This is a genomic window from Thermoactinomyces sp. CICC 10521 (assembly GCF_016055135.1).
Classification (GTDB): Bacteria; Bacillota; Bacilli; order Thermoactinomycetales; family Thermoactinomycetaceae; genus Thermoactinomyces_A; species Thermoactinomyces_A daqus.
The window spans coordinates 16,099-28,615 of record NZ_JAECVZ010000013.1 but is presented as its reverse complement, the minus strand read 5'-3'; the positions used below and the strand labels follow the sequence as shown (position 1 = coordinate 28,615).

The window sequence follows — 12,517 nt, the reverse complement described above, 5'->3', positions numbered from 1 at the left end:
ACCTTTTGCCTTCTTTATTACATCAAGATGATTCCCACCGCTGAAATCACGGCGATCAACAGACCGAGAGCGAAAAAGAGAATTACGATGCCATAGCCTCTTTGCGCCAGATGCATAAAGGTGAAAAGTTGCAGGATCACTTGCAGGATGGCCAAAATCAGGATGATCCAGAAAGTCTGTTCCAGACTAAGTTTATTCTCCCCGATAATCCAGAAGGCGATCGCCGTAAACAGGATCATCCAAACGAAGGAAAATACATGTTTCCAGGGAGATTCCCGCTTCACCCTTTTTTCCGGCTCCCTCTGTCTCACCCAATCCGGCTGCATCGTCCATCCCTCCCGAACCGAACGTTCAGCTTGGTTAAAAGAAAGCGGCCGATCCTACACTTCATCTTTCATTTTAAACTATTTACAATTATCTGACAAGTGATGACCGCACAAAAGAACCCGGAAAACGATCCGGGCTCCGTCCATTGTGAACTTTATACATTTACCTGTTCTTTCAGTTTGCTGTTCAATGCTGCTTTGACAAACTCACGGAACAGAGGTTGCGGCCGGTTGGGGCGGGAGATGAATTCCGGATGGAACTGGGAAGCGACAAACCACGGATGGTGGTCATACTCAACGATTTCCACCAAACGGCCGTCCGGTGAGGTTCCCGAAAAACGATATCCCGCTTTCTCCATCTGTTCGCGGTATTCATTGTTAAACTCATAGCGGTGGCGATGCCGTTCATAGACCAAATCTTTCCCGTAAGCCTGATGAGCACGGCTGTTTTGCTCCAGTTTGCACGGATACAGACCCAGCCTCATCGTGCCGCCTTTATCTTCGATTTCTTTTTGTTCCGGCAGCAGGTCAATAATCGGGTACGGGGTGGACGGGTCAATTTCTGAGCTGTGCGCCCCTTCCAATCCGAGTACGTTGCGTGCCCCCTCGACACAAGCCATCTGCATACCGAGGCAAATCCCCAGGAACGGAATTTTGTTCTCCCGGGCGTAACGGGTGGCTACCAGTTTCCCTTCAATCCCGCGGTCGCCGAAGCCGCCGGGCACGAGGATGCCATCCACATCTCCGAGCAACTCATCCACATTTTGCTCGGTCACGTCTTCGGAATTGACCCATTTCACCTCAATGTCGGTGTCCCGTTCAAACCCGGCATGGCGCAGTGCCTCCACCACGCTCATATAAGCATCATGCAAGGCTACATATTTGCCGACGATGGCGATCCGGGTCGTATGGGTCAGGTTTTTCACTTTTTCCACCAGGCGAATCCAATCGGTCATATCCGCTTTTCCGCATTCAAGCCCCAAATGCCGGACCACGATTTCGTCCAATCCCTCTTCCTGAATCATCAACGGAACTTCATACAGCGTTTCCGCATCGCGGGCCTCGATCACCGCTTCCCGGTCGATATCGCAGAAAAGGGCGATCTTCCGCTTCAATTCCTCGGACAGCGGGTGTTCCGTGCGGCACACAATCACATTGGGCTGGATGCCGATGCTGCGCAATTCCTTGACACTGTGTTGCGTCGGTTTTGTTTTTAACTCACCGCTCGCCTTCAGCATCGGAACCAATGTGCAGTGAATATACATTACATTTTTGCGCCCGACATCGCTTTTGATCTGGCGAATCGCCTCCAGGAACGGCAAACTTTCGATATCGCCGACCGTCCCCCCGATTTCCGTAATCACCACATCGGCACCTGTTTCCCGTGCCGCCCGGAAGACGCGATCCTTGATTTCATTGGTAATATGGGGAATCACCTGCACGGTTCCGCCCAGATAATCACCGCGCCGTTCTTTATTGATCACGGCAGAGTAAATTTTTCCCGTGGTCACGTTGCTGTTTTTGCTGAGGTTAATATCGATAAAGCGTTCATAATGGCCCAGGTCCAAATCGGTCTCGGCCCCGTCATCCGTCACGAACACTTCGCCATGCTGATAAGGACTCATCGTACCGGGATCGACGTTAATGTACGGATCAAACTTTTGAATGGTTACTTTCAGGCCGCGATTCTTGAGTAATCGTCCCAATGAGGAAGCCGTGATTCCCTTGCCCAGTGAGGAAACCACACCTCCGGTTACAAAAATATATTTCGCCATAATGATCTTCCCTCCAAAAATAGGATGCCCCAGTTATCAAAAAATAGAAAAGAGCGCCCCCCGGTTTAGGGGCGCTCTTTTGAATCCGTTCATAATGAGCCCAAAAAATAATTTATCGTAGGCACGTTTTCTTGTCAAGGCTTAAGCTCTTCGTCATCGTCTCCGTTTTCCGTCTCATCATCCAATTCCCCGAACGGATTGTCTTCATCGTCGTCCAAGGGGAGATCGAGATCATCTTCGTCCATGGCATCGAGATCGTAATCCTCGTCCTCATCCTCATACAGATCACTGTCCAATTCGTCGTCCAGATCATCCTCTTTGATGTTCCCGGCTACAGCCGAATCCGTAGCCTGCTCGATCGGATACCATTCACGAAGCCCCCACAAATTCCGTCCCACACAGACAAAACGGCCGTCAATGTTGATTTCCGTATAGAGCTGCGCAATGTATCTTGTGATATCTTCTTCGGTAAATCCTTTGATCTTGGCGATTTCATCCATGATCTCCCGGTAGATCATCGCGTCGCCTTTTTCCTTCAACAGGTTGTAGGCCAAATCTACCATGGCGGTTTCTCTGATCTTCTCCAAAGCGAGGTTGTCACTCAAGCTGGACACATCCTTCCCAAATATAGGTCGTCCCGTAGAATCCCTATTTTTCTCGTACAACTATTTTATCCAAAAACCGGGGGAAGTCAACCAAAAGAAGGGATTATCGCTATTCAGCGCCCCCTTTCTTCTACAAATTCGTGATTCCCCCTGTTTATGCCTTCATATCTTCCGCCAACACACCTGTCAGCCTGAATCCTGTCTTTGTTTTGACAGCAAAAAAAGGGCCTCTGTATAAGGCCCTCAGCATGTTTACAAAGTCCTGAAACAGGATTCCGTCGGGTCTTGATGCTTCCCCGCTCCTTCATCGAAAAGCCGCGGCAAAAAAGCACCAAGCCCCTTCCCTTCAGTTCCGCAAATTTACCCGACAGCCTCAGGGAACCATTGATGGCCCGGTTCACATATTCCGGCGATATTGTCCGCCCACCTCGTACAAAGCATGGGTAATCTGCCCGAGGCTGGCCACTTTCACCGTTTCCATCAATTCAGCAAACAGATTCCCATTCTCTCTTGCCACTTGTTTCAATCTGGCCAGCGCTTTTTCAGCCGCTTCGCGATTTTTCTCCTGAAAAGCACGCAGGTTGGCGATTTGCCTTTCTTTTTCCTCCGGTGTCGCCCGGGAAAGTTCAAGCTCATAATCCTCCGGCGGATTGGGGTTTTCAAACGTATTGACCCCGATAATCGGCAATTCCCCCGAATGCTTCTTCGTCTCATAATAGAGAGACTCTTCCTGGATCTTGCTGCGTTGATACTGCGTCTCCATCGCCCCGAGCACCCCGCCGCGGTCACTGATGCGCTCAAATTCTTTGAGAACGGCTTCTTCAACCAGATCCGTCAACTCCTCGATTATAAAGGAACCCTGGAGGGGGTTTTCATTCTTGGCCAGCCCCAGTTCTTTGGTGATGATCAGTTGAATCGCCATGGCGCGGCGCACGGATTCCTCCGTCGGGGTGGTAATCGCCTCATCATAGGCATTGGTATGGAGCGAATTGCACTGATCATAAATAGCCATCAGGGCTTGCAGCGTCGTGCGGATGTCGTTAAAGTCGATTTCCTGCGCGTGCAGGGAGCGGCCCGATGTTTGAATATGATACTTTAACTTTTGACTCCGCTCACCCGCCCCGTAGAGGTGCTTCATGACGATGGCCCAAATGCGCCGGGCCACACGGCCGATCACCGAATACTCAGCATCCATTCCGTTGCTGAAAAAGAACGAGAGGTTGGGTGCAAAATCATCGATCTTCATCCCGCGGCTGAGGTAATATTCCACATAGGTAAAAGCGTTGGCCAGGGTGAAGGCCAGCTGGGTGATCGGATTGGCCCCGGCTTCGGCGATATGATAACCGCTGATGCTGACGGAATAGTAATTGCGAATGCCGTAGTCGATGAAATACTGCTGGATGTCACCCATCATCTTCAAAGCGAACTCCGTGGAAAAAATACAGGTATTTTGCCCCTGATCCTCTTTCAGGATGTCCGCCTGCACCGTTCCGCGCACCCGCTTCAGCGTCTCCCGCTTGATCTTTTCCCTTTCCTCCTCCGTCGGCTCCCGCCCTTCGGTGGAACGGAACTTTTCGATTTGTTGTTCAATCGCCGTATTAAAATACATCGCGAGCAAAATCGGCGCCGGGCCGTTAATCGTCATTGACACGCTCGTGTTGGGCGCACACAGATCAAAACCGGCGTACAGTTTCTTCATATCTTCCAAGGTACAAATACTGACCCCGGATTCTCCGACTTTCCCGTAAATGTCCGGCCGCTCATCCGGGTCTTCCCCATACAGCGTCACACTGTCAAAAGCAGTGGACAGCCGCTTCGCCTGATCATTTTTCGATAAATAGTGAAAGCGCTTGTTGGTTCGCTCCGGCGATCCCTCACCGGCGAACTGCCGCTTAGGGTCCTCATCGGTTCGCTTGAACGGGAAAACCCCGGCAGTAAACGGGAAGTAGCCAGGCAGGTTTTCTTTGTGCAACCAGCGAAGGATTTCGCCCCAGTCCTTAAAACGGGGCAGAGCCACTTTGGGAATCATCGTCCCCGAAAGCGTTTCGGTATACAGGGGAACACGGATCTCCTTCCCGCGAATCCGGGTGACGAACTGCTCCTGCCGATAAGCTTTCATCATTTCCGGCCAGTTTTTAAGCGCTTCCTTGTTCTCCGGAGTGAGTTTTGCCTCGACCTCTTTAATCTTTTGCTCCAGCCTCTCCCGGACGGAGGCATCTTCTTCATCCTGCAAGACAGCCTTGCTTCCCTCCAGTTGATAGAGACGGCTTGCCCATTCCGCCTGGCGCTCGGACTGCTGATGGTATTTGCGAACGGTTCCCGCGATTTCGCGCAGGTAATGGGTTCGCTCCGGCGGTATAATATAGTGAATGTTGAGATCCCCGCTCACGGTCATTTCAGATTGCCAGTCGACTCCGCATTTTTGCCTGATTTTATCGATCAGGGCGCGATAAAACCGATTGGTGCCCGGATCGTGGAAACGGCTGGCCATCGTCCCATAAACCGGAATTTCCTCATCAGGAGCCTCGAATAATTTATGATTGCGCCGGTATTGTTTCTTCACGTCGCGCAGCGCATCTTCGGAACCCTTGCGGTCAAATTTGTTGATGGCGACCAGATCGGCATAATCCAGCATCTCGATTTTTTCCAACTGGGACGGTGCGCCGTATTCCGAAGTCATCACATAGACGGAGACATCGCTGACCTGAATCACATCGGCATTTCCCTGCCCGATTCCACTTGTCTCAACAATGATGAAATCATAGCCGGCCCGTTTTAACACACGGATCGCCCCGCGAATCCCTCCGCTCAGTTCGGAACGGGTGCGCCGCGTGGCCAAGCTTCGCATATAGACCCGGGGATGATGCACGGAATTCATGCGGATACGGTCTCCCAGCAACGCACCGCCCGTTTTTTGTTTCGATGGATCGACCGACAGGATCGCCACTTTTTTTTCCGGAAAATCTTCGAGAAAACGGCGTACCAGCTCATCGGTCAACGAACTTTTTCCCGCTCCGCCGGTTCCCGTGATTCCGACGACGGGGATCACCTTTTCCTCTTCCTCCCCGATCTCTTCCAGAAGCGAAGACGCCGTTTGCCGCCATTGCTCATTTTCGGCCGCTTCTTCAACCAGCGTGATCAACCGGGCAATCTCTTTTTTATCCCCGGTTTTCAAGGCATTCATTTCCCAGGAAACGTTCTCAATCGTCGAAAAATCGCACTGCCGCACCATAAACTCGATCATTCCCATCAGGCCCATGTCGCGGCCATCTTGCGGGGAAAAGATCTTGCATACGCCATATTCCTCCAACTCTCGTATTTCCCGGGGAATAATAACGCCCCCGCCTCCGCCGAAGACGCGGATATGGGCAGCGCCTCTCTTTTTTAGCAAATCAATCATATATTTAAAAAACTCGGTGTGTCCGCCCTGATAGGAAGAAACGGCGATTCCCTGTACATCTTCCTGTATGGCCGCTTCCACGATCTCATCGACGGATCGGTTGTGTCCGAGATGAATCACTTCCACACCTGAATCTTGCAAAAGGCGGCGAAACAGGTTGATGGATGCATCATGTCCGTCAAACAGGCTCGCTGCCGTTATAAACCGAATGGCATGCTTAGGTTGCGCTGGTTTTCCCATCCGTCTTTCCTCCCGTTGTCAGATCGCCGAGAAGCAGGCTCATCTGCCGCTCGGTAAATTCCTCCAACCCATAGTGCTTCCCGACCGCCCAATGGCGGAACGTCCACATCTGGCCGATCACGATGATATTATGGGCCATCAGTTTGACGGAGGAAGGATCGATCTGAATCGTTCCATCTTCCATCCCTTTTTGCAAAATCCGCTCAAAAATCCCGGTGATTTCCTCTTCTTTCCGCAACACATATTTCATCTTGTCTTTCGGGAGCGATTTCGTTTCCTGATAAATCAGCAAAACGAGCGGCCGCATCTCTTCCATCACTCTGAACAGCTGCTTTAATCCCTTGGAGAGAGAAACGGCTCCCTGATCCTCTTCCGCAACCACTCTGCGCAAACGATCTTCCAATTCCGAATGGATATATTCACAAACAAGATACAAAACATCTTCCTTGCTCTGAATATATTCATACATCGTCCCGATCGACAATCCGCATTCTCTCGCGATTTCCCGCGTTGTCGTTTTATGGAACCCTTTCTCCACAAACAAACGCACTGCTCCCTCGATGATCTGGGCCCGCCGCTGTTCGATCAGGCGCTGATCCTTGATCATCGAGGGAATCAGTTCGGAATTCTTTTTCATCTCCTCACCTCTCTAGTCAAATCGGACACGCCTTAACCATTCACGCGCAGCGGAAATCGGGCTTTTCTGCCGGGAAACCACCTGGGAAAGCTCATGCTGCCAGTCAGGGGAAGCGAGCGATTCCGCCAGTTTTTGCCCGAGCAAATCCTGCACCAGCTCCTTCAGCTCCAACTCAGCCTGACGCTGCCGCCTTCGCCTCCTCTCACCGGTTTGCTCAAGAAAGCGGCGATGCTCCTCCAGCTTTTCCCATAACAGCACCAGTCCTTCTTCCCTGGTCGCGATGGTTTTGACAATGGGAGGACGCCAGGGGAGATCAGGCTTCAGATCGAGCATGCGTTCAATTTCCTCCGCAAGGCGATGCGAACCCGGCAAATCCGCTTTGTTGATCACAAAAAGATCGGCGATTTCCATAATGCCCGCTTTAAAAACCTGAACGACATCCCCCGCTGTCGGATTGAGCACCAGGGAAACAGAATCCGCCGCATGCATCACATCCAATTCCGCCTGCCCCACCCCGACCGTTTCCAGCAGCACCAGATCATATCCCGCCGCATCCAGCACTTTCACAGCATCCTTTGCCGCCCGGCACAATCCGCCCAGGCTGCCGCGGCTGCCCATGCTGCGAATAAATACGCCCTCATCCAGGGAATGTCCGGTCATGCGGACGCGGTCACCCAAAATGGCGCCTCCGGAAAAAGGACTGGTCGGGTCGATGGCTATGACCGCCACAGTCATCCCTTTTTGTCTGAGATAACGGATTAACCCGTTCATGAGCGAGCTTTTGCCGGCACCGGGAGACCCAGTAATGCCGAGCACATACGCCTGCCCGGTATGCGGGAAAAGAGCCTCAAGCAATTGCTCCCGCTCCGGGTCCCCGTTTTCAATGCGGCTGATTACGCGGGCAATGTACCGTTTGTCCTTTTCTTTCAAGCGCCTGATCAAATCGGCCACTTTCCGTCCCTCCCGGCCAAACCGCTATTCCCTGAGCAGATGGTTTGAAATCACCACGCGCTGGATCTCATTGGTTCCTTCATAAATCTGCGTGATCTTCGCATCCCTCATCATGCGTTCGACCGGATATTCCCTTGTGTAGCCGTAACCGCCAAAGATTTGAACCGCTTCCGTCGTCACTTGCATCGCGATATCACCGGCGTACAATTTTGCCATCGCCGATGCCTTTCCGTAAGGGAGACCTTGTGACTCGAGCCAGGCAGCCTGGTAGGTGAGCAGGCGGGCTGCTTCAATCTGTGTCGCCATATCGGCCAGTTTGAACTGAATCGCTTGCTGCTTGGCGATCGGCTTCCCGAACTGGTTCCGTTCTTTTGCATAGGAGAGCGCGGCATCAAATGCTCCCTGGGCAATGCCGAGCGCCTGGGCGGCGATGCCGTTCCGGCCCCCGTCAAGCGTCATCATGGCGATTTTAAAGCCTTCTCCCTCTTCTCCCAAACGTTGGTCAGCCGGAATGCGGCAATTGTCAAAAATGATTTCCGTCGTGGGAGAGGAACGGATTCCCAATTTTTTCTCTTTTTTGCCGATGGAAAAACCGGGAGTTCCCTTTTCCACGATAAAAGCGGTCGTCCCTTTGTGTTTCAGCGCAGGGTCGGTCAGCGCAAACACGACGTAAATCTCCGCTTCACCGCCATTGGTGATAAAAATCTTGTTCCCGTTTAAAACGTAGTGATCCCCGTCTTTTACCGCAGTCGTCTTCATTCCCGCCGCGTCCGAACCGGAACCCGGCTCCGTCAAGCCGTAGGCCCCCAGCTTGGTTCCTTCCGCCAAAGGACGCAAAAAACGCTCTTTTTGCTCTTTTGTTCCAAACTTATAAATCGGCCAGCTCGCCAGTGAAATGTGGGCCGACAAGGTGACCCCGGTGGAAGCGCAGACGCGCGACAATTCCTCCACCGCAATCACGTAGCTCAAAAAATCAGCCCCGGCTCCTCCCCATTCCTCCTCCCAGGGAATCCCGGCCAATCCCAGTTCCCCGATGCGGTCAAAAATGGAGCGGTCAAATTCTTCTTTCTCATCGCGGAGAGCCGCTGTCGGAGCGACTTCTTTCAGCGCAAATTCGCGGACCATCTTGCGCATCATTTCATGTTCTTCACTCAGTTTAAAATGCATGGGGGTTCCTCCTCTTATGCCAAAAGTTCATTTGCGATCACGATCCGCTGAATTTCATTGGTTCCTTCATAGATTTGCGTTACCTTTGCATCACGGAAAAATCGCTCAACCGGAAATTCCCGCGTATATCCGTACCCGCCAAAAATTTGCACGGCTTCGACCGCTGTTTTCATCGCCACATCGGTGGCAAATCTCTTCGCCATCGCAGCTTCAAGGCGACAGTGTTTTCCCTGTGCGCGCAAATCGGCAGCACGATAGGTCAGAAGGCGGGCCGCTTCGATCTCTGTAGCCATATCGGCCAGTTTGAACTGAATCGCCTGCTGCTTGGCGATCGGCTTTCCGAACTGATTCCGTTCCTTTGCATAGGAGAGTGCGGCATCGAACGCTCCCTGGGCAATGCCGAGCGCCTGGGCGGCGATGCCGATTCTTCCGCCGGCCAGATTGCTCAGGGCCACCTTGTATCCTTCTCCTTCCTCTCCCAGCCGGTTTTCCGCGGGCACTTCCGCCTCTTCAAAAATCAGTTCGCAAGTGCCCGAACCATGCAGCCCCATTTTTTTCTCTTTTTCCCCCACCCGAAAACCGGGGGTATCCCTGTCCACGATAAACGCCGTGATGCCTTTTTTGCCCCGGGACGGATCGGTCACGGCAAAGGTGAGAAAAACATCGGCCGCTTCCGCGTTGGTAATAAACACCTTGCTTCCGTTCAGGATGTATTTGTCCCCCACCCGGCGCGCGCCGGTTCGAATCCGGGCGGCATCGGAACCGGCGTGCGGCTCCGTCAAGGCAAAAGCGCCCACCTGCTCCCCGCTGGCCAATCGCGTCACATATTTCTGTTTTTGCTCCTCCGTTCCGCACTTCAAAATGGGAAGAGTGCAGACCGAGGTGTGCACTGCCAGAATCACGCTGACTGCGGCACTCACTTTGGCAATTTCCTCAATCGCCAGAATATAAGATAAAAAGTCAGCCCCGGCTCCCCCGTACTCTTCCGGAACGGGAATCCCCATCAGGCCGATTTCTCCCATCTTGGAAATTAAAGCCCGCGGAAATTCATCGTTTTCTTCCATACGGCTGATCAAAGGTGTGATCTCCTCACACGCAAAATCCCTCACCATCTTGCGCATCATCGCCTGCTCGTCCGTCAGCCTCAAGTCCACTGCTCTTCACGCTCCACATCACGCAATTTCATTCATAGGTGTAAAAGCCGCGCCCGCTCTTGCGTCCCAGCCAACCGGCCTTCACATATTTGCGCAACAAGGGACACGGACGGTATTTGCTGTCTCCAAAACCTTCATACAAAATCTCCATGATGTACAAACAGGTATCCAGTCCTATAAAATCAGCCAGGGTTAAGGGACCCATCGGATGATTCATGCCCAGTTTCATCACCTGGTCAACCGCTTCCGGCGTGGCCACGCCCTCATAAACGGCATAAATCGCCTCGTTGATCATCGGCATCAGAACGCGGTTGGATACAAAGCCGGGAAAATCATTCACCTCGACGGGAACTTTCCCCATCCGTTTCGCCAATTGCTCTACTGCGGCAAATACCTCGTCCGCTGTCTGCAAACCGCGAATCACCTCGACCAGCTTCATCACTGGAACCGGATTCATAAAATGCATGCCGATCACTTTTTCCGGGCGTTTGGTGACAGCAGCGATTTCCGTGATCGGAAGCGACGAAGTATTGCTGGCCAAAATCGCATGTTTCGGGCAGAGTACATCCAGTTTTCGGAAGACGTCCGCCTTTACCTCCATGTTTTCCACAACGGCCTCGATGACGAGATCCGCCTCGGCTGCCGCTTCCTCCAGTTTCAATACCGGACGGATGCGTCCCAGCACCGCCTCCATCTCCTGAACGGAAATCTTCCCTTTTTGCACGGCCCGTTGCAAATTCCCCTTAATCCGCTCCAATCCCTTTTGCAAGGGCGCTTCCGCCATGTCGACAAGGGTGACGTCCAGGCCTGCCTGCGCTCCCGTCTGGGCGATCCCGCTCCCCATCTGCCCTGCTCCGATAACGCTGATCCGCTTGATTTCCACCGATTCATCCCACCTTTTCGCTTTTAGCCTTCGACTTTGACCAAAACGGCATCGCCCTGGGCCGCACCGCTGCAAATCGCGGCCACACCCAATCCGCCGCCGCGGCGTTTCAGTTCCATGATCAGCGTCAACAAAATTCTCGCTCCGCTGGCGCCGATCGGATGGCCCAAAGCAACCGCGCCTCCGTTTACATTGAGCTTCCCGGGATCGATTCCAAGCAGTTTGCTGTTGGCCAGCGCAACCGCAGCAAACGCCTCGTTAATTTCAAACAGATCGATTTGTGCGACGGTCAGCCCGTGCTTTTTCAGCAGTTTCTTGATGGCATAAGCGGGGGTGATCGGAAAATCCTTCGCTTCCATCGCCACCGCTGCGTGACCCAGGATGCTTGCCAACGGCTTGATCCCCAATTCCTGTGCTTTCTCGCTTGAGGCCACCACCAGAGCGGCTGCACCGTCATTTACCCCGGGCGCATTGCCGGCGGTAATCGTGCCATCCTGGAGATAAACCGGTTTCAACCCGGACAGTTTTTCCAGCGTGGTATCGGCGCGAACGGCTTCATCGCGGTCAACGACGATCTCCTGTTTCTTTACTTTGACGGTTACCGGAGTGATCTCATCGGCAAACCGCCCGTGATTAATGGCTTCAAGCGCCCGCTGATGGCTGCGAAGCGCCCATGCATCCTGCTCTTCGCGCGTCACGTTGTATTCCTTGGCCGTATTGCTGCCATGGACGATCATGTGCACATCGTGAAAAGCGCACCACAAACCATCATGAATCATGAGATCGACCATTTTCCCGTCACCCATGCGCTGGCCAAACCGCCCCGACGGCAAAATGTAAGGAGCATTGCTCATGCTCTCCATCCCGCCGGCCACCACCACCCCGGCATCTCCCGCACGAATGATCTGATCTGCCAGGGTAACACTGCGCAACCCGGAAGCACATACTTTGTTAATCGTTTCCGTGCCGACTTCCCATCCCAAACCGGCAAGACGTGCCGCCTGGCGCGAAGGGATTTGCCCCGCTCCCCCTTGGAGCACCATCCCCATGATCACTTCATCGACCATTTCCACTTCCACCCCGGCTCGTTCGAGAGCGGCCCGGATCGCCGTCCCCCCGAGCTCGACTGCTGGAACGTCTTTCAATGCACCGCCAAATTTGCCAAAAGGCGTTCTTGCCCCGCCTAAAATTACCGCTTTCACCATTGGTCACTCTCCCTCACGCATTGTTCTACCGAGCGTTCGTTCACATCGCCTCCAAATGAAAGCGCCTCCAATTTTAGATTAACTGAAATCCCTACTCTTAACAATAGTAAATCTCATTCCATTATTTCGATTAAGTATTTTATTCATATTTTTTGGCATTCATCCAATCCAATT

Annotated in this window: 10 protein-coding genes; all 10 read right to left on the bottom strand. The window is 52.8% G+C overall.

All coding sequences use genetic code 11. From position 1 onward, the window contains the following. Positions 1-17 precede the first annotated feature (17 nt). The 10 genes from I8U17_RS10595 to I8U17_RS10550 all read right to left on the bottom strand — a co-directional run bounded on the left by I8U17_RS10595 (position 18) and on the right by I8U17_RS10550 (position 12,343). Positions 18-326: a cytochrome C oxidase subunit IV family protein gene (locus tag I8U17_RS10595; protein WP_198055558.1), complete on the bottom strand. Its 309-nt coding sequence runs from the start codon at positions 324-326 to the stop codon at positions 18-20. Between the two features lie 155 nt (positions 327-481). Beyond that, positions 482-2,101, bottom strand: coding sequence for a CTP synthase (locus I8U17_RS10590; RefSeq protein ID WP_198055559.1), 1,620 nt, complete (start codon positions 2,099-2,101; stop codon positions 482-484). Positions 2,102-2,235: 134 nt separating this feature from the next. After that, entirely contained in the window at positions 2,236-2,706 is a 471-nt protein-coding gene (gene rpoE, locus I8U17_RS10585; RefSeq protein WP_232331030.1) for a DNA-directed RNA polymerase subunit delta, read from the bottom strand. A 397-nt stretch (positions 2,707-3,103) separates the two neighbouring features. After that, positions 3,104-6,346: a fused isobutyryl-CoA mutase/GTPase IcmF gene (gene icmF / locus I8U17_RS10580; RefSeq protein ID WP_198059376.1), complete on the bottom strand. Its 3,243-nt coding sequence runs from the start codon at positions 6,344-6,346 to the stop codon at positions 3,104-3,106. Continuing rightward, positions 6,324-6,983 carry a TetR/AcrR family transcriptional regulator gene (locus I8U17_RS10575; RefSeq protein WP_033100431.1) on the bottom strand — a complete coding sequence of 220 codons (660 nt, stop codon included), beginning with the start codon at positions 6,981-6,983 and terminating at the stop codon, positions 6,324-6,326. Before I8U17_RS10575 ends, icmF begins: the two co-directional genes overlap by 23 nt. A 12-nt stretch (positions 6,984-6,995) precedes the next feature. Next, entirely contained in the window at positions 6,996-7,934 is a 939-nt protein-coding gene (meaB, locus tag I8U17_RS10570; RefSeq protein ID WP_033100432.1) for a methylmalonyl Co-A mutase-associated GTPase MeaB, read from the bottom strand. A 24-nt stretch (positions 7,935-7,958) separates the two neighbouring features. Further along, positions 7,959-9,101 (bottom strand): acyl-CoA dehydrogenase, encoded by a 1,143-nt coding sequence (locus I8U17_RS10565; protein ID WP_033100433.1) that lies wholly within the window; start codon positions 9,099-9,101, stop codon positions 7,959-7,961. 14 nt (positions 9,102-9,115) lie between these two features. Further along, entirely contained in the window at positions 9,116-10,255 is a 1,140-nt protein-coding gene (locus tag I8U17_RS10560; protein WP_198055561.1) for an acyl-CoA dehydrogenase, read from the bottom strand. Positions 10,256-10,283: 28 nt separating this feature from the next. Beyond that, entirely contained in the window at positions 10,284-11,138 is an 855-nt protein-coding gene (locus tag I8U17_RS10555; protein ID WP_198059375.1) for a 3-hydroxybutyryl-CoA dehydrogenase, read from the bottom strand. A 23-nt stretch (positions 11,139-11,161) separates the two neighbouring features. Beyond that, a complete protein-coding gene (locus I8U17_RS10550; RefSeq protein ID WP_198059374.1) occupies positions 11,162-12,343 on the bottom strand; it encodes an acetyl-CoA C-acetyltransferase in 1,182 nt (393 codons plus the stop codon). Positions 12,344-12,517 lie beyond the last annotated feature (174 nt).

Bases quoted from the DNA above. Each gene is read 5' to 3' on its own strand.
- I8U17_RS10595 (WP_198055558.1), bottom strand. From the start codon at position 326: ATGCAGCCGGATTGGGTGAGACAGAGGGAGCCGGAAAAAAGGGTGAAG.
- I8U17_RS10590 (WP_198055559.1), bottom strand. From the start codon at position 2,101: ATGGCGAAATATATTTTTGTAACCGGAGGTGTGGTTTCCTCACTGGGC.
- icmF (WP_198059376.1), bottom strand. From the start codon at position 6,346: ATGGGAAAACCAGCGCAACCTAAGCATGCCATTCGGTTTATAACGGCA.
- I8U17_RS10575 (WP_033100431.1), bottom strand. From the start codon at position 6,983: ATGAAAAAGAATTCCGAACTGATTCCCTCGATGATCAAGGATCAGCGC.
- I8U17_RS10565 (WP_033100433.1), bottom strand. From the start codon at position 9,101: ATGCATTTTAAACTGAGTGAAGAACATGAAATGATGCGCAAGATGGTC.
- I8U17_RS10550 (WP_198059374.1), bottom strand. From the start codon at position 12,343: ATGGTGAAAGCGGTAATTTTAGGCGGGGCAAGAACGCCTTTTGGCAAA.